This window comes from Prevotella sp. S7-1-8, assembly GCF_000758925.1.
Classification (GTDB): domain Bacteria; phylum Bacteroidota; class Bacteroidia; order Bacteroidales; family Bacteroidaceae; genus Prevotella.
This window is the reverse complement of record NZ_JRNC01000049.1, coordinates 15302-33376: the sequence shown is the minus strand read 5'-3', so window position 1 is coordinate 33376 and position 18075 is coordinate 15302. Positions and strand designations below refer to the sequence as shown.

The 18075-nt window shown below is 48.0% G+C and carries 11 protein-coding genes; 3 read left to right on the top strand and 8 right to left on the bottom strand.

Annotation, left to right across the window (positions count from 1 at the left end; genetic code table 11):
* Window positions 1–173: 173 nt before the first annotated feature.
* From HMPREF1640_RS08285 to HMPREF1640_RS08265, 5 genes are all read right to left on the bottom strand, one after another.
* Window positions 174–1577: an MFS transporter gene (locus HMPREF1640_RS08285; protein WP_052051772.1), complete on the bottom strand. Its 1404-nt coding sequence runs from the start codon at window positions 1575–1577 to the stop codon at window positions 174–176.
* Between the two features lie 126 nt (window positions 1578–1703).
* On the bottom strand, window positions 1704–3326 hold the full coding sequence (locus HMPREF1640_RS08280; RefSeq protein ID WP_036893847.1) for an MFS transporter: 1623 nt from the start codon (window positions 3324–3326) through the stop codon (window positions 1704–1706).
* A 76-nt stretch (window positions 3327–3402) separates the two neighbouring features.
* Window positions 3403–5574 carry a S9 family peptidase gene (locus HMPREF1640_RS08275; RefSeq protein WP_036893846.1) on the bottom strand — a complete coding sequence of 724 codons (2172 nt, stop codon included), beginning with the start codon at window positions 5572–5574 and terminating at the stop codon, window positions 3403–3405.
* 135 nt (window positions 5575–5709) lie between these two features.
* Window positions 5710–7623, bottom strand: coding sequence for a membrane protein insertase YidC (gene yidC, locus HMPREF1640_RS08270; RefSeq protein ID WP_036893845.1), 1914 nt, complete (start codon window positions 7621–7623; stop codon window positions 5710–5712).
* Window positions 7624–7750: 127 nt separating this feature from the next.
* Window positions 7751–9373, bottom strand: a complete 1623-nt coding sequence (locus HMPREF1640_RS08265; protein WP_036893844.1) for a CTP synthase — start codon at window positions 9371–9373, stop codon at window positions 7751–7753.
* Window positions 9374–9761: 388 nt separating this feature from the next.
* Between HMPREF1640_RS08265 and HMPREF1640_RS08260 the strand changes: the two genes are divergently transcribed.
* Window positions 9762–11030: a DUF3078 domain-containing protein gene (locus HMPREF1640_RS08260; RefSeq protein ID WP_081935320.1), complete on the top strand. Its 1269-nt coding sequence runs from the start codon at window positions 9762–9764 to the stop codon at window positions 11028–11030.
* A gap of 708 nt (window positions 11031–11738) precedes the next feature.
* On the opposite strand, the gene HMPREF1640_RS08250 is transcribed toward HMPREF1640_RS08260, so the two are convergent.
* Entirely contained in the window at window positions 11739–14114 is a 2376-nt protein-coding gene (locus tag HMPREF1640_RS08250) for a TonB-dependent receptor (protein WP_036893842.1), read from the bottom strand.
* A 72-nt stretch (window positions 14115–14186) separates the two neighbouring features.
* Window positions 14187–15164, bottom strand: coding sequence for a GNAT family N-acetyltransferase (locus HMPREF1640_RS08245; RefSeq protein WP_036893840.1), 978 nt, complete (start codon window positions 15162–15164; stop codon window positions 14187–14189).
* Between the two features lie 275 nt (window positions 15165–15439).
* On the opposite strand from HMPREF1640_RS08245, the gene HMPREF1640_RS08240 reads away from it, so the two are divergent.
* Window positions 15440–15958: an HAD family hydrolase gene (locus tag HMPREF1640_RS08240; protein WP_036893838.1), complete on the top strand. Its 519-nt coding sequence runs from the start codon at window positions 15440–15442 to the stop codon at window positions 15956–15958.
* A gap of 18 nt (window positions 15959–15976) precedes the next feature.
* The gene (locus HMPREF1640_RS08235) at window positions 15977–16537 is read left to right on the top strand and encodes a Maf family nucleotide pyrophosphatase (protein WP_036893837.1); all 561 of its coding nucleotides are present in this window, start codon (window positions 15977–15979) and stop codon (window positions 16535–16537) included.
* 196 nt (window positions 16538–16733) lie between these two features.
* Here the strand turns inward: HMPREF1640_RS08235 and HMPREF1640_RS08230 are convergent, their stop codons facing one another.
* Window positions 16734–18074, bottom strand: coding sequence for a TolC family protein (locus HMPREF1640_RS08230; protein ID WP_036893836.1), 1341 nt, complete (start codon window positions 18072–18074; stop codon window positions 16734–16736).
* Between the last annotated feature and the right edge of the window lies 1 nt (window position 18075).

The window sequence follows — 18075 nt, the reverse complement described above, 5'->3', positions numbered from 1 at the left end:
GGTTTGCCATATGGTGTCTCCTGTTTTTGGTGACATTATAGATCCTGCCCCATTAAAGCGGCATCCCCAGCCTTGTATAGAATGTCATTTTTATAGCTCTGCGCGGTAGGTTGCGGCTATAGCGCGCAAAAGCAGTTGGTAAGGTATGCCTGTGCATCATTATACACCATGCATTATTTGGAGGAGATGATATTCGCCCGTTGCAACCCATAATTGTACTTGCGATCCACGGCGTACAATATGACGGTTGCCAAGATGGTCGCCGACCCAAATGCGCAAAAGATTACTAAACCGGTGGTATAAGATGAATCCGCGTCATTCACCTTGCCAATGAGCATTGGGACCAGCGCAAGCCCGATGTTTTGAATATAATAGATGATGGAGTAGGCTGACCCGAGATATTTGATGGGCACGATCTTGGGGACGCTTGGCCATAGCGCGCTTGGCACGAGCGAGAAAGATATGCCGATGAGAATCATGGCGACAATGGCGAGCCGCGTGTCGTGAATCATGGGCAGGGCGAGTGCTAAATGGCATACCATAAGTATGGAGCAGCCCACAAATATGAGCGTAATGCCCTTGCCCCAACGGTCATACAAGGCGCCAAAAAGGGGAGTGAGAACAATGGTTCCATAAGGGATCACAGCCACGATCCAGCCCGCGGTGGTCTCAGTGACACCATATTTGTTGACCATCAGGTCGGTGGCAAATTTCATGAATGGGCGCAAAGAGCCGTAAAAGAACACGCACACCAATGCGATAAGCCAAAACCCCGGGTTTCGCAGCACTTGAGAAATGTCTCGCAGGTGAAACCCGTCGTCAAGATTTTGGAGGCCGTCAGCTTTTTTGTGACGGAAAGCGGAGAGCTTGCGGTTCAGGTCTCTGTGCATGAAACAGTAGGCGATGAATAGTGCCAGTGCGATGGCGAGGATGATGGCCCCGACAAGGATGGGCACGGACAGGCCCCATGCTTGGGCTATCATTGGACTGAAGCTTAATGCCGACGCTGTGCCAAGGCGTGCCATTGCCATCTGTATGCCCATGGCGGAGGCCAACTCATAACCTGTGAACCATTGGGTTATGATTTTCGAAACCGTGATGCCGGTGATGTCGCACCCCACGCCGAAGAGCGCGAAACCAATGGAGGCAACAATGACTTGCAACTTAATTTGCTCAGGGACAAGACCGAACAAAGTGAAAGTGGCACGCACGGTAATGTCCGGAGAGACATGGCTGATAGCGTAATAGTTGATGGTGGCGCCTAAAAACATAGCGCCCGTGGCAAGTAAGCCTGTAAATATTACGCCACACTTGTCAAGGATTACGCCACCTATGAAAAGCATGAACAGAAACACGTTGAAAAAGGAGTAGCTGCCTGCGTAAAATCCATATTCAGCTTGCGACCAACCCATGCCTCCTTCAGAGGCCGGCAATCGTAAGGAAGTGGAGATGGGAGAGATAATATCCCAAAACACATAGCCTGCCATCATCACGGTAGCCACGAGAAAAAGCGCAAGCCATCGCTTGGCTTTGGATGCTGATGGCAGGGTTGGAGTAGCCGTTCTTGTCTTGTTCATGTCATGATAGTCAATGTATCTATCACGCGATACGGTTTTAGCGGTGTCCTTGTGATGGTAGAAAAAGACCATGTCGCCAATGTGTGTTTCGACATGTTTGTGTTGGCGACATAGTCTTTCGTGATATTAGGCTTGGATATTGGGTTTCTCGAGTCCTAACCCTTTCTTCTTGTCTACGGCCTTAAGTATAAGGCCAATAATGAGGGCCGCCACTCCAAGGCCGGCCAACATGACAAGCGGAGCGGTGTAATCAAGTTGGGTGGCGTCTTTGACACCGGGGTTGGTTTTGTCAAGCACCTTGCCTATCAGAAGTGGGAAAAGCCATAAACCTATGTTTTGTATCCAGAAAATCAGCGCGTATGCGGAGCCGATAATCTTTGCGTCCACAAGTTTTGGCACGCTGGGCCACAGTGAGGCGGGCACCAACGAGAACGACGCTCCAAGCACGAGAATGGTAAGATAGGCTATGATGACACCGCCCACTTGGTTTCCTTTGAATTCCGGCAATATGAAGGCGAACGTTAGGTGGCACGCGATGAGCAGCACGGAGCCGAGCACGAGCATGGAGGCTGCTTTGCCCTTATGGTCCACATAGCTGCCCAGAATGGGCGTTATGCCAACGGCGAGCAAAGGGAACACGGCGAAAATGGATTCTGCCGACTGGCGCATGTAGCCCATGTAGCAATATATAACCAGCGAAATGACTGATAGACAAAGCACCAAGTATTTTATGCTCTTATTTTTCATGAAGTTGAACATGAATGCCGTGATCGCCACAATGAGCATTATGACATACTGCACAAAAGTGACAGACGATGACGCCCAGAACGAATTGGAGGGAACCTCCGTGAACGTAAGGTTGCATTGCAACATGTTAACCGCGTATTTTTGGAATGGGAAAATGGCGGAGTAATATAGCACGCAGAGCATAGACACGAGCCAAAAGCCTGTGCTGGTGAGTATTTGTCCAAGGTCGCTGATTTTGAATGGGTCGTCTTTTTCTTCGGCCTCGCCGGTTTGTTCGTCAAGTTTTCTGTCCATGAAGAAATACACGACAAACATTATCAAGGCAATACAGAGCAAGACAACGCCAAATGCCACGGATCGAGATACGTTCACTTTATCACCAAATTTGGCAAAGAAGGGTGAGAAAATCATACAGGTGGCTACACCAAGGCGTGCCAATGCCATCTCAGATCCCATGGCCAACGCCATCTCTCGTCCCTTGAACCATTTCACGATACCACGCGAAACGGTGATGCCGGCCATCTCTGTGCCACAGCCAAAAATCATGAAACCACATGCGGCTACTTTCGCGGAGGCTGGCATGCCCTCATAAAAAGGAGACACGCCAAGCTGCTCGAATACAGGAATGTGGTTTAGATTGTTAGTGAACCATGCCTCAAGACCGCTACCCATGAAGCTTTCGCTAATGGCATAGTATTTGATAAGCGCTCCTATGAGCATCACGCTACCCGATAGCACGGCCGTAAAGCGCACGCCCATCTTGTCGAGAATGATGCCTGCGAAGATGAGAAAGAACACAAACACATTTAAGAATGTTTCGGAACCTTGCATTGTCCCAAAGGCTGTCGAATCCCAATTGCGTTCCGTGAGCATCAAATCCTTGATGGGAGACAATATGTCCACAAAGATATAAGCGCAAAACATGGCGAGCGCCAAAAGCAGGAGCGCCGCCCATCGAATGGCCGCGGAGTCTCTAAGGGTGTGTTGAACTTGGTTTGTCATAATATGTTTATAATGTAATTTTTTTAAAATTCAGATTATCTACACAATGTCTTGATGGCTTCTTAAGGCTTGTGCGTTATTTCTTAAGCCAGCGATCCAGCCAGTTAAAGAACGTGCGCTGCCACAGCACGCCATTTTGAGGTTTCAGCACCCAGTGGTTCTCGTCTGGGAAAATGAGCAGTTGGGCGGGTATGCCGCGCATGCGAGCTGCGTTAAATGCGCCGAAACCTTGGTTGGCGTTGATGCGATAGTCTTTTTCGCCATGTATGCATAGGATGGGCGTGTCCCACTTGTCAACAAAGCGATGCGGACTGTTGGCATAGGTCTTCTTGGCCGCTTGGGTTTGGTCTTTGTTCCAATAGGCGTCGTCGTATTCCCAATTGGAGAACCAAGCCTCCTCCGTGTCTGTGTACATGGACTCAAGGTTGAAAGCCCCATCGTGTGAGATGAAACATTTGAAACGTTTGTCATGGTGGCCGGCTAAGTAATAAACAGAGAAGCCTCCGAATGAGGCGCCAACCGCGCCCAGCCTGTTTTTGTCCACATAGGGCAAGTTGTTGGCCGCGTCATCAATGGCCGATAGATAGTCGTCCATGCACTGGCCGGTCCAATCCCGGCTCACCGCCTCGTTCCATTCGCTGCCAAAGCCGGGAAGTCCTCGGCGGTTGGGGGCTACCACCACATAGCCATGCGCTGCCATGATAGACATGTTCCAACGGTAACTCCAGAACTGGCTCACGGGGCTTTGTGGGCCTCCCTCACAGAAAAGAAGAGCGGGATATTTTTTGTTGGCGTCAAAATGTGGTGGCAACACTATCCAAACCAATTCCTCCTTGCCATCGGTGGTCTTAACCCAGCGTTGTTTCACGGACGCGGGGGCAAGCTGGTCAAGGATATGTTTGTTCTCGGCAGTAATGGCTATGACATTGGATGCCTTTTCTTTCTTGCTTGGAGTGAGCACGTATAGGTCGTCTGGTGCCAAGTAAGAATGTCTTGAGACAAGTAGCTGGTTGGTATTTCCCAACATTTGCACAGAGCCGTAGTCATGCCATCCATCTGTTAGTTGTTTAACATGCCCACTCAAATTTGTTTGGTAAACCATCTCCACGCCATGCCAAACGCCAATGAAGTAGAGTGTTTTGGAGTTGGGGTGCCAGCAATAATCATCCACGTTTGAGTCGAAACGCTCGGTCACGTATTGCTTTTGACCCGTTTTCAAGTTATATACACAGAGTCTGTTCCGATCGCTCTCGTAGCCGTCGTGCGCCATGCTTTGCCATGCGATATACTGGCCATCGGGAGAAAACTTTGGGTTCACGTCGTAACCCACGTTCATGTCGCCTGATTGGTGGTTCACGGTTTGGTCTCGCATGCTCTTGGTGGGGTCCACGTGTGGAGCTTTGTAATCCTTTGGCTTGCAGATATTCCAGCTTTGTCGTGTCTCTATGTTATAGAGGTAGATGTCTGCGTCGGTGGATATGGCGTAGTCTACGCCGGTTTTTTTTCTGCAGGTGTAGGCCACGAGCTTGGAGTCTTTGCTCCAATCCAACTGCTCAATGCCGCCAAAGGGAGCCAAGGGGCACTCGTATGGCTCGCCATTCAAGATGTCCACACCGTCAGAGATGTTGTCGCCTTTGACATCTGCCACGAAAGGATGCGCGATGGTTTCCACGTAGTGATCCCAATGGCGATAGTTCAAGTCCGTGACCAATCGTCCGCTCGCCTTGGGCAAGTCGGATGGATTTTGCTGAATGCTTCCGTGATATGGCAGACTCTTGATTAAGATGACGCGCTGGCCGTTAGGCGAGAATTTAAACCCCTCTATGTCAATTTTGGAGTTGGTGAGCTGCACGCGATTTGTGCCATCGGGGTTCATTTTCCATATTTGGCCATCGCGTAGAAAAGCTATTTTTTTGCCATTCTCTATCCATGCGGCGTCAGTTTCGTTTTTGGCGTCGGTCGTTAGTTGTGTGGGAGCGATGATGTTTTTGCCCGGTTTGGCCGACTGAGCGAAAAGCATGGTGTGGCTTTTGTTTGCCTTGACGCTGTAGTAGCTTACTTGGTAAACCACTTGCGATCCGTCTGGCGACGCTTGCGCGCCTCCAATGCGCCCCATGGCCCATAGTGCCTCGGGCGTCATGAGGTCGCTTTTGAGGGTGATGTTGTTTTTCTGAATCATGTCTTGCGCGTTGGCATGCGGCTGCTCCATGAGCAGGATGCCTAATGTCAGAGCTAAAAGTTTTTTCATATTTGTTTATGGTTAATAGGATTGCTTAAGAAAATCATTCGTCAAGAATGGCGTTTATGTTGTAAATACATAAAGGTAAAAGGCTATAGGCCCTTTCGCTACCATGTGGAAACAGCCTATATGCCTTTTGGATTTTTATTTCAATCCTTTCTTTTTGCGATTGAGTTGGTCTCGCTTTTCCCTTTGCGCTTCTATTTGCTGTCGTTGCATTTGTTGAAGCGCTTGCATGCGAGCCATCATGCCTTTCATTTTTTGCGGGTTGCTCTGGTTGTCCTTGTAGCGCGCTTCGAGTATGGCGAGGAGCTTCTCGTCGTTGGTCGTTTTGCGCAAAATAAACATGATTGCCGCCGAGAGGATGAGCGATACAAAGTAGTAGAAGTTCAATCCTGACGAGTAATCATTGAATATAAAGAAGAACATCAGCGGCATGAGGAACATCATCCATTGCATCACTTTCATTTGCTCGGCTTGCTGTCCGACCATTTGGTCTTTCTGCATTTGCATGGTAAACCAGCTGTAGATGAGTTGGGCGGCGCAGAAGAGTATACAGGTGAGCGACAGATGATCGCCTATGAGCCACAAGTTGGAATTCCATTGGAACACAGGGTCGTAGGTGGACAGGTCTTTCATCCACAAGAAACTCTGTCCGCGCAGTTGTATGGCGTTGGGCACAAAATTGAACATGGCGATCCAAATGGGCATCTGTATCAACATGGGTAGGCATCCAGACAGTGGCGACACGCCATATTTGGCATACTCGGCCATCATGGCTTGCTGTTTCCGCATTTGGTCTTCGGGCTTGTCATATTGTTTGGTGGCCTCGTCAAGTTTGGGTTTGAGCACACGCATTTTGGCCGAGCTCATGTAGCTTTTTTTCACCATGGGGTAGGTGATGGCCTTTAATAGCAGCGTGATTAGTATCAACACGATACCCATTGGGAACCATTTGCTAAGCCAATCGAACACGTAGATGGTGAACCATCTGTTGATGATGCGAAACAAAGGCCAGCCTAAGTACACAAGGCGTTCCATCTGAAGGTCTTTGCCAAAGGCGCTCTCCTTTTCTACGTTTTTGAGCAGCCGGAAGTCGTTGGGGCCATAGTAGAACTCAAAATTTGTCGGTTTTTTCCCCGTTGGGTCGAGGAAAGCCTTCATTTTAGCCTCGTATTGCTTGAGATACCCGCTTCCTTTCTTTTGGGGAATGGATGTCATTTGCGTGTTCTCGCCAAAGTCCTTTTCCGCTATCATAACAGCTGAGAAGAACTGGTTTTTAAAGGCTACCCAGTCTATATTTTTCTCAATTTCCTCGTCTTTCTTTTCTTTATTCTCGTTCAGATAGTCTGTGCCGCCTTCTGTCTCATGATAGGTGAGGGTGGCGTATCGGTTTTCAAAGGTGAAGCCTTTTTCTTGTTGTCTCACCTTGTCCTGCCAATTGATGGCCATCGTGTTGCTGTTTGGCGCGAAGAGCCCTGCCATGCCATTGACCTTGAAACTCATGTTAAGCAAGTAATTACGTCCCAATTTGTATTGCAGGGATATGCTCTTGCCTTCCGCGGCCTTTGCGGTGAAAGTGACGGTGGTATCGGTTATCTCCGAGGGTTGGAAATAAAGGTCGGCCGTTGAGATGTTGGCCTCTTTGGCCACCAGTGTGTAACTCAGGTTTTGGTCATCGCCTTGGAACAGTGTCACACAGTTGGTTTCCTTGATATTGTCTTTGTAATTCTTGATGACAGCTTTTTTCACTTGAGCTCCTTTTGATGATAATGTAAGCTCCAGCTTGTCATTTTTCAGCACCACATCTTGCGCTTGGCCTGTCATCGCCGTATGGAACAAGGCGGTGGTGTCTTGCAAGATTTGCTGTTTGGCGGCCTGCCGGCGTTTAAAAGCGGTAGTTTGGGTTTCTTTTTCCGCTTTGGCTCTATTCGTCTGTTCTATAGAGTCTTTTACAAATTTGGCTCTTTGTTCCTCTTTGGAGGGTTGTGAGTACCAACTAAATCCGACGAGAATGGCTGCAATAAGAACAAATCCTATGATTGTATTTTTATCCATTGATATTATTGTGGGTCTCTAACAGGTGAATGTATCGTCTGTAATCAAAAAATCGCGCGCTATCGTAAGTCTTTAAGAAAATGTTTGATTTGGCGTCGTTTTTATTTAATTGAGAGGCGTCAACCTCTTAATCTTTAGTTAAATTGTTTTTTTTGTTTTCAATTGCCGCTTTGATAAAGTCTACAAAGAGGGGGTGAGGCCTTAGCACGGTGCTTTGGTATTCCGGGTGAAACTGCGTGCCGATATACCATTTCAGTCCGGGTATCTCAACAATTTCGACGAGGTCGCTCTCTGGATTTCGTCCCACGCACATCATGCCGTTGCGCTCGTATTCTTGTAAATAGTCGTTGTTAAACTCGTAACGGTGGCGATGTCGTTCTTGTATGTGTTCTTGTTTGTAGATGTTAAAAACGCGAGATTTTTGCCTTAGCACACATTCGTACGCGCCCAATCTCATGGTTCCGCCCATGTTGGTGATGTTTTTTTGTTCCTCCATAATGTCAATCACATTGTGCGGTGTCTTTTCGTCAAATTCGCGCGAGTTGGCGTCGGAATACCCTAAAACGTTGCGCGCGAACTCTATCACCATCATTTGCATGCCTAAACAGATGCCGAATGTTGGAATGTTGTGCGTGCGCGCGTGGCGCGCCGCAATGATTTTTCCCTCAATTCCGCGTTGGCCAAATCCTGGGCAAATTACAATGCCGTCTTGTCCCGCGAGCTTTTCGGCTACGTTTTCTTCCGTGATGTATTCCGAATTGATAAAGGTGATAACCGTTTTGTGGTCGTTATAGGTTCCCGCTTGGGACAGTCCCTCGCGAATGCTCTTGTACGCGTCTTGCAAATCATATTTCCCGACGAGCCCTATTTTTACCACTTCTTTGGCTTTTTTCTGGCATTCCAGGAACTCGCGCCATGGCCCGAGCGTTGGCGTCTCGCCCACAGGCTCTCCCACCTTTTTTAATATAGCCACGTCCAAGCCTTGTTTTTGCATGTTGATGGGCACCTCATAGATGCTGGGCATGTCCTCGCTTTGGATGATGCTGTCTATGTCAACGTTGCAGAAAGCGGCCACTTTCTTGCGCAAAGAGTCTGACAAATGTTTTTCCGTGCGCAGTACCAAGATGTCTGGTTGGATGCCCACGCTTTGCAGTTCTTTTACGGAATGTTGGGTAGGTTTGGTTTTCAACTCCCCGGCTGCGTGTAGATATGGCACGTAGGTGAGGTGTAGGTTTACGGCGTTTTTGCCCAGTTCCCACTTCAATTGCCTGATGGCCTCCATGAATGGCGCGCTCTCAATGTCGCCGATGGTGCCGCCTATTTCCGTGATGACAAAGTCGTAATGGCATTTCTTGCCGAGCATTTTCACGTTTCGCTTTATCTCGTCCGTGATGTGCGGCACCACTTGTATGGTTTTGCCGAGATAATCCCCGCGACGCTCCTTGTCTATTACCGATTTGTATATCCTACCCGTGGTCAGCGAGTTGGCCTTGGTGGTTTGGATGCCGGTAAAACGCTCGTAGTGGCCCAAGTCCAAGTCTGTCTCCATGCCGTCCACGGTGACATAGCATTCGCCGTGCTCGTATGGGTTGAGGGTGCCGGGGTCTATGTTGATGTATGGGTCAAATTTTTGGATGGTGATGTTATAGCCCCTTGCTTGCAAGAGCTTCCCTATGGACGACGAGATAATTCCTTTGCCAAGCGAAGAAACCACGCCTCCGGTGACGAATATATATTTTGTTTCTGCCACAATATTACGCGTTAAATTGGTTATTGATAATTTGTTGCAAAGGTAATGTATTTTTGTGAGACGAACAACAAAACAAATTGAAACTTTGGCTATCTATTTTTGACGATGCGATATGGAGGCAAAATCAAGAAATCACCTTTGCGAGTCGTGTCAAACGAAATATGATACGCGTCGTGTCACCTTTTTTTTCGGCATGAAGAGTTTGTTTGCCCTGTCGCGCGCGTGACGGCGCGCCTTCTCGATTTGGTTGCCGCGACGACAATAGGCCATGGATGAGGGTGGTTAAATAAAAAACGTCAATGAGACAATATTTCATACAATATTTGCTAACTTTGCAATCACAAGACGCTATTTGTCTTGATTTTTTGTGGTAAAAAAACATTGGTTGATGAATAATTATCGTTTGAAATATTTTTTCGTGTCATTCTTTTTAATGGTGTGCGTGTGTTCATGGGCGCAGGTTCATTGTCAGAACGCTCGCCATGCGCTTAAGGGCGGTGGCATGTCGAATGCCTATCAAGACTCTTTGAAAATTTTTGGCGATTCGTTATATAGACCTGATGTAAAGGTGGCGTCGTCCCTAACCAAGCAGGACATGGCCTCCTTGTTTCTGCCATTGACTTTTTATAAGAATATCACGCGTCACGCTTTTGTCATTGGCGAGTCGCTTTCGCCTATAGACGCCCAGCTGCTGAGTATTTACCTTCGGCGGCCTGACATGGTAAAAAGCACCCAAAGCGAGTTGGAAAGGATTGGGCCTACGTTGGCTCCAACCACTGTCACCAAGGATCCCACGGTCTCGGTGCAACAGCCTTCGGCCAAAGAGCCCGAGCGTCTGCCCGTGGACGTGGTGGTGTTGAGACCAAATTTTTGGACATTGACGGGCGATTACTACCTTCAATTCTTTCAAAACTACATTTCGTCCAACTGGTACAAAGGCGGCGAGAGCAACTATTCGATGGAGAGCGCCCTCACGTTGGAGGCCAACTACAATAATAAGCAGCGGTTCAAATGGGATAATAAATTGGAGCTAAAGCTTGGTTTCCAAACGTCCAAGAGCGACTCGCTGCACAAGCTGAGAACCTCGAACGATCTGTTGCGATACACCAGCAAATTAGGCCTTCAGGCTACCAGGGATTGGTACTATACCCTGCAACTCGTCGCAAACACGCAGTTTATGGCAAACTACAAGTCCAATCAACGGCAGGTGCTGTCTGACTTCGCGTCGCCATTGAATGTCAACGTGTCTTTTGGTATGGACTACACGGTCAATTGGTTTAAAGGAAAACTTAACGGAAGCGCGCACTTGGCGCCCTTGGCTTACAACTTAAAATATGTAGATCGCTTGGCCTTGGGAGGCCGGTATGGCCTTGAGGATGGCAGGCGTACGCTTCACGACTTCGGTTCGCAGTTCACGGTCGATTTGAAATGGCGTTTCTCGGACAATATAACATGGCTTGCCCGGCTCTATGGATACACCACCTACAAGCGTGCGGAGCTTGAGTGGGAGAACACTTTCACGTTCCAATTCAACAGGTATGTATCTTCCAAGCTGTTTGTATACCCGCGCTTTGACGATGGCCGCGGACGCCATGGGATGTATGGTTATTGGCAATTGAAGGAGTATGTTTCCTTGGGATTTTCTTACGATTTCTAACTGTCGCCATGAGTCGCCGGCGCTGTTGGCGTGCCCCCATGGTTGGCATGCCTTGTGATTGTCAACTCGCTTGCCGTGCGTTTTTATGGTTGTTGGTATTTTTTTTGTACGAGAAAATGCTCTTTATATAGAGCTTTCATGTCAAAATAATATCATAAAACAATGTGCATATTACATGGTTTTTTAGGTAAAAAAAGACTTCTTTTTGCTCCAAAAAGATCCAACTGAAATGTTTGTGGCGTGAGGAGCTTGTGCGAATAGGGCCTAATCGCATTGCCTTTAAGCCTTTAACACATGATGAAAGGATATTATTCGAAGCCCGTGCAAGCACCGGTCACGACATGTTTAAGGCCTAAAGGCGATGGTAAAAATGTTTTTCTGATTTAAGACAAATCTCTCAAAACGGTAAAAGGCTGATTTGTAGATATTTATTGAATACCCTTTGTTTTTTAATTTGAGGGGGCAAGGTTGGGCTTTGTCGTAAATGAGCGAGTTTCAAGTAGCTTTTTGTCTGTTATTTTCAACATGGTTTAGGTTTTGTTGGTTAAGAATATTCTTTTATAAAGTATTTTTTTTGTGGGTGGTCAGACATGGGAGAGGGCAGCAAGATAGAAAGGGGTGTCTATATGAAGAATACGATCTTATAATCTCCATTTATAGACAAAAGTCACCAAATGGCTATGTCAAATTTGCAGAAAAACCTGCCGTTTAGAATTCAAGCAGTATTTTGGCATTGAGCTGTCTGCCTGTCAAGAAGTTGGGAACGGCATATTGTTGGTTTGCCACGTCGGTCACCCAGTAATATGAGTTTACGTTGTTGATGCCAAACAAATTTAAGCAGTCCAATCCCAACCAGATGTTTCTAAAGATGCTTTTTTGTGAGATGTTTTGACGGTCAAGCAGTTTGTAACTCATACCTATGTCCGCTCGCTTGTATGCTGGAGCTCTGAAAGTGTTGCGCTCAAGTGCCCTGTGTGGCGCGGAGAAAGGCAGGCCATCGGCCAATGCCAATTTAAGGCTCATTTTCCAACGTTTTGTTCCAGGGAAGAAATCGGTAAAAAAGAGATTGACAGCATACCTCTGGTCTGTGGGAAGGGGAATGGACATACCGTTTAGTTTCATCTTGGTGTCCATCAAGGAGAGCGTCAGCCACGAGTCGCTGCCGGGCACAAACTCGCCGAAGAGCTTAAGATCGACACCCGCCGCATGGCCCGAGGCCATGTTGTTGCCTTCGTAAACCACTTTGACATTGTTGATGGAGTAGGGTACGAGATGGCCTAAAAGTTTGTAATAAGCCTCTGCCGTGAGTTTGAAAGGGCGGTTAAACAAGGTGAACCGATAATCCATGCCAGCGATGAAGTGTATGGATCGCTGGCTTTTAATTTTTTTGTTGAGGGCGGCTAATGTTATGCCGTTCACCGTGGATGTGTCGCGAAGCTCTTTGAAGAAAGGTGCTTGGTAGTATAGCCCCGTGGCAAATCGTAGCGTGACGTTATGGCTAAAGGGAGGAATGATGCCTAACGATAGTCGCGGTGAAAGCGTGGATTCGCCATTGAAGCTCCATTTGGCAAAGCGAAGCCCATAATTTAACGTGAAAAGAGTGTGTCCACCTGATGATCTGAAGCGCCATGTATCTTGCGCGTAAGCCTCTACGCGCTTGGCGTCAAGTTTGTTTTTCGCGCGCAGGGAGTAGATCATGTACAAGTCTTTGCCTGTATGTGGTATGCTGTATCCAGCCGAATCGCGCATTTCGTACTCATTGGAAAATTCCTCGATACGCTCTTTCTTATATGTCAGCGCCCACTCCGTGCGGTGGTGTTTAGTGGTGTGTTTTAGCATGAGTTTGATGCTTGCCACTCGAGCTTTGAGGTAGTTGCGGGCATGCTCAAAATACGTACCCACTCCGAGATTTTCGGATGTTCCTGTCTCCGTGAGCCAATATTGTCCTTGAATGTCATAGCGTTCAGACTCAGAGGTGGAGAAAGCCGAGCCCAAAAGCGACACAGAAGTGGAATCGCCCAAATGCCTTGTTAAGCTGAGCGTGCCAAAATAGGTGCGGAAAATGTCTTTCTCCTTGCCGTCAAAATAGACTTTAAAAGCGTGGACGCTTTTCAATGTGCCAAACTTTGTCTCGCGATCTGATGGCTGAAAGTTGAAATGATTGGCGGAAATGTTGCCGATAAGGTCCATGCTCCATCGCTTGTTGGGCTTGAAACTAAGATAGGTCTGGTAATCAAAAAAAATGGGATTGTACTCGCCCTTGGTGTCTAACGAGCCCAAGAGGTATTTTGTGGTCTTGTACCTTAGGCCGTGTGCCCATGCGAATTTCTTGTTCGAAAATCCTATGTAGGCATTGCCTCCAAGGAGCGAAGCCATAACGTTGGCCTCGAATTTCTTTGGACGGCGGTAGGTGATGTCAAGCGCGGACGACATTTTGTCGCCGTATTTGGCCTCAAAGCCACCGGTGGAAAAGCCTATGCGCTCTACCATGTCGGGATTGATGACGGACAGCCCCTCTTGCTGTCCGCCACGCACGAGAAACGGCCGGAATACCTCGACATTATTTATATATACGAAATTCTCGTCAAAACTGCCGCCTCGGACATTGTATTGCGATGATAACTCTGAGTGGGTTGACACGCCAGCCTGGCTCTGAATGAGCTCTTCCACAGCGTTGCCTGTGGTGGATGGTGTGGTTTTTAGTTGGTCTGTTTTAAGATCTTGTGTTTGTCCTGACTGTATTTTCTGCCTGACAACATTTACCTCACCAATATGCTCTACATTCTCATAGAGTGTCACTTGTAGGGTTTGCACGCCTTTCGGCCTTGTCAACGTTCTCGTTTTCGTTTTGTAGCCTAACATTGAAATGCGAACGATTACGGTGTCGGCAGAATGAAGCGTCATGCGAAATTCGCCCTTAAGAGAGGTCACGGCAACCTTGCCTTGTGTGGGGCACGACACCGTGGCAAGCTCAATGGGATTGTTGTTTGGGTCACTCACTCGTCCTCTAAGGGTAAAACTTTGGGCCGTGGCTAACATGGCCATGGCTATGAATATTGCCAAAAGAAGGGTTCGATGCTTCATGATGATACAATAACGACGTTTTTTTACGATTATTGCTTCATGGCAAAAGATAATCCACGTGGTGGATCGCCGTCATTCTTGATAGCGCCAAGCGATAATCTTGTTAATGAAACTGATGGAAAAACGGAACCATCTGTAGTTGGATACGGGCTTGCCGCCGAAACGAAGAATAAAATCGCGAAGCGGGCTTTGGGGATAAGGCAAGCCTACGTCAAGGAAGTAGAAATGGGCATAATTATTCTCCCAAGCATGATTGATGGCCTGCCAAATGGTCATCGTGTTGGGATGGAGGTAGGCGTAGCGTTTCCGTTTGGACGCAAGGTACCACAAGAACGCATTGCCCTCAGAGTAAGCGCAAACACATCCACCAATGATTTTGCCTTTGTATAAGGTGACGAAGAGGCGCGCGTTGTCAGATTTGAAAAATTCGACAAACTGCTTTTCAGGCGGGATAAGGCGTCGCGGCTTGAAGCGATAGAAATCGTGTATGAGCTTGTGGAGGCGTCTCGCCTCGTCCACGTTCGCCGCCTCGCGCGTGGTTACGCCCATGGCGTACGCGTGGTTGACGCGCGCCAAGGTTTTCTTGCTGATACGCTCTATAGGCGTTTTTGAGTGCAGCGAGTTGTGCACTTCTTGCCATCTGACGGGAAAGTAAGTGTTTTGACGAAAATAACGGTAACCAAACATCTTGCGCGAAAGATGGCTGAACTCTATGTAGAAGCACAGCTCGCGACGCAATTTCCGGGTGAGCGTTCTTAGCAACACGCCAAAAACCTCCTCCTGATCGACATCGTCCGCATATTCTCCTTCTCCAAAGACGCGTCCTTGGGTGTATAACATGGGAGGCATTAAAGAACCTCGCCGCCTGATAATGGCCAAAACGTGCCCCGCGACTTGACCTGTGGCGTTCGTGGCCACGACCATATAGGGCTTTTGCCCGGGCGTCTTCTCAATAATGTGAAAAAGCTCAGGACTGTGGAAGAAGTTGCGGCTGTTTAGCCGGGGCAACTTCTCACCAGAGGTGTATAGCCGTGTTTGGTAGGTTGCCATACGGCAAAGATAAGAAAAAACTGTAACATTCAAGCGCTTATACGCAATCTTTTTGTTAACTTTGCACATAAAGCGAGACATGCCTTGGAAATATCAAATCGCGGGTTGAGCTTGGGCAGGATATGACGGCGGTGTCTCGCGCCACGGTGACAAAATTGTCGCGGCAACTTGTGTCGCTGGCAGAGATCGCTCTGCCAACGAAAAAGAAAAACAGGCCATGCCGCCCATGGGAATTGAGCGGACGGACAACCTTGTAATCTATTATATTTAAGCAAATGATTAATTATGAGCTTGGGAAGATAAAAGCGGTCATTCTTGACGTGGACGGCGTGCTTTCCGCAGAAACCATTGGTATGGACGCGGAGGGGATGCCCGCGCGCACCATCAATATCAAGGATGGATACGCGCTCCAGTTGGCGGCGAAAATGGGCTTGCGCATCGCTATAATGACAGGTGGTCATGCTGATTCTATTTTTAAAAGGTACAATTACCTTGGCATAGAAGATATCTATACCAAATGCGCGGTGAAGATAGACACCTACGAAAGTTTTTTAAAGGAGTATGGGTTGCATGATGATGAGATAATCTATATGGGCGATGACATACCCGATTACGAGGTCATGAAACGCGTGGGATGCCCTTGTTGTCCGATGGACGCCTGCGCGGAGATAAAGGCGGTGTCTCTTTACGTCTCTCAAAAAAGAGGCGGAATGGGGTGCGTGCGAGACGTGTTGGAACAAGTGTTGCGGGCGCAAGGTTTGTGGTTGAGCTCGGCCAAGGCTTTCGGTTGGTAGTTTTTAATATTGCAAGAAATGAAGAAAATTGTGCTTGCGAGCAATTCGCCCCGTAGACGTGAATTGCTGGCTGGTTTGGGTTGTGATTTTGAGGTAAGGGTTATTGGCGGGATTGCCGAGGGTTATCCTGACAATTTGTCGGCGCAAGAAATTCCACAATACATCGCTAAAGAAAAAGCTGATGCCTATAGTGTCGGTGATGACGAAATACTTTTGACCGCGGATACGGTGGTGGTGGTAGATGACGAGGTGCTCGGTAAACCTTGTGACGCCGATGACGCAAGACGCATGTTGCACAAATTGAGCGGAAGAGATCACCAAGTGATAACCGGAGTATGTCTCACCACGGCAGAAGATCGACGAGTCTTCTCGGTGGCAACGAAGGTGACTTTTAAGAAATTGACAGACGCGGAGATAGATTTCTACATTGCCCGGTATAAACCTTATGACAAGGCTGGCGCTTATGGCATACAAGAATGGATAGGCTATATAGGTGTCACGGGCATTAACGGCAGCTATTTTAACGTGATGGGATTACCTGTTCAGCGTTTGTACGAGGAACTGAACATGTTGAAATAAAGGGTCTTCCTGCGAAGACCCTCAACTTTTGCTCCAGCGAGCATGGCATGTGGCAGATTGTTTTCAAGGAATACCACAATAAGAAATATTCTCTGATGACCTTTTGTGATTATTAAAGAAAATGAAAACAAAGGTCCGCTTATCTTTGAGACTTCCCTTTTCATACGTGGAAAAGTCAAGCGCGAGCGTGGCGGCGCTACCATCCAACGCTCTGTTTGTATTCCAAGATTTTTGTTTGCAACTGAGCGTAGGCGTCAACATAGCGATCCCTGCATTGCTGATATTTTTGCTGGGCATCTAACAATGTGTTGATGGTGGAAGTTCCGGCGTGATAGAAGTCGTTGTTTAGCCGTAGGTTTTTCTCGCTCTGCTCAATGCCTTTGCGAGCTAATAGCAGCTGCTTGTAAGCGTCGTCCATGTCATCACGATTCTTCTGGATGCGTATCTTTAACAGTTGGGCGTTGTCCTCCAACTGTTCGCGCGCGTTTTGTTCGGCCAATCTCTTGCGTTTGATGGCGTGCGAGCCTCCCCACCAGTCTGATATAGGTATGGTGACGGTGGCAAATACCATTCCGAAATTGTTGTATAAATGACTTCCGAAATCGTAGTAGTTGTAGTTGGCGCCAACACCTACGGCAGGCATGCGCTTGCCGGTTTCCATCTTGCGTTGTAGGGTTTTGGCCTCGACATTCTTTTGCAAGAGTTTGTATTCGGGTGTCGCGGCAATGGCCGTGTTGGGGTCGATGGCATCCTCTTGGTAGTCGGGCAATCGCTTAACATCTATCTCCGCGACGACATCGACAGTTTGTCCTTGCATGCCAATATACTGTGCCAGCACCCTTTGCGAGAGTTTCAGGCCGTTGCTTAACTTGACGCGCGCACTCTCCATCTCGTTTTGCTTCAGTTGCACCGCGAGCAAGTCGTTGCGCATGGCCACGCCAGCTTTCACGGCCATGTCGGCATCTTTCTCTATGTTCTTAAGCATGTCAATTACCGCATCTATCGTTTTTTGCTTTTCTTTGAGTGACACCACTTGCCAAAAGTACTTTTCCGCGGTCAGCTCCACGGTGTTTGCCGATGTCTCTTTTTTCAGCAGCGCGACGTCCTCGCCCACTTTGGCCAGTTTGTTGCCGTTGACAATCTGCCCACCGGCAAACACAGGCTGGATGGCCGTGACGCCACCAATCAATCCATGTTCCATCATACTGTAAGAGAATGTCTCGGGTAACACGCTGGCTACCGGTGACGGTATCAGTTTGGCGATGGCTGGCGTGATGTAGTCTTTCACATGGAAATCCTCTTGAAAGACGCCTCGATTGGCTTGATACGCCAAGCCAAAAGCACTCACTTTGGGGAAGAATAGTGTGAAAGCCTCTTGCGTTCGCTCTCGCGCTTGAGCCACGGCATTTTTTGCGGAACGTATCCCGATGTTGTTTTCAAGGGCCATTTTCTTGACCTCCTCGAGCGAAAGTCGCTTCTGCGCCATGCCCATGAGTGGCAGGGCAAGGCACAACGCTATCATATAATGTCTTTTCATC

Bases quoted from the DNA above. Each gene is read 5' to 3' on its own strand.
- HMPREF1640_RS08285 (WP_052051772.1), bottom strand. From the start codon at position 1,577: ATGAACAAGACAAGAACGGCTACTCCAACCCTGCCATCAGCATCCAAA.
- HMPREF1640_RS08280 (WP_036893847.1), bottom strand. From the start codon at position 3,326: ATGACAAACCAAGTTCAACACACCCTTAGAGACTCCGCGGCCATTCGA.
- HMPREF1640_RS08275 (WP_036893846.1), bottom strand. From the start codon at position 5,574: ATGAAAAAACTTTTAGCTCTGACATTAGGCATCCTGCTCATGGAGCAG.
- yidC (WP_036893845.1), bottom strand. From the start codon at position 7,623: ATGGATAAAAATACAATCATAGGATTTGTTCTTATTGCAGCCATTCTC.
- HMPREF1640_RS08260 (WP_081935320.1), top strand. From the start codon at position 9,762: ATGAATAATTATCGTTTGAAATATTTTTTCGTGTCATTCTTTTTAATG.
- HMPREF1640_RS08250 (WP_036893842.1), bottom strand. From the start codon at position 14,114: ATGAAGCATCGAACCCTTCTTTTGGCAATATTCATAGCCATGGCCATG.
- HMPREF1640_RS08245 (WP_036893840.1), bottom strand. From the start codon at position 15,164: ATGGCAACCTACCAAACACGGCTATACACCTCTGGTGAGAAGTTGCCC.
- HMPREF1640_RS08240 (WP_036893838.1), top strand. From the start codon at position 15,440: ATGATTAATTATGAGCTTGGGAAGATAAAAGCGGTCATTCTTGACGTG.
- HMPREF1640_RS08235 (WP_036893837.1), top strand. From the start codon at position 15,977: ATGAAGAAAATTGTGCTTGCGAGCAATTCGCCCCGTAGACGTGAATTG.
- HMPREF1640_RS08230 (WP_036893836.1), bottom strand. From the start codon at position 18,074: ATGAAAAGACATTATATGATAGCGTTGTGCCTTGCCCTGCCACTCATG.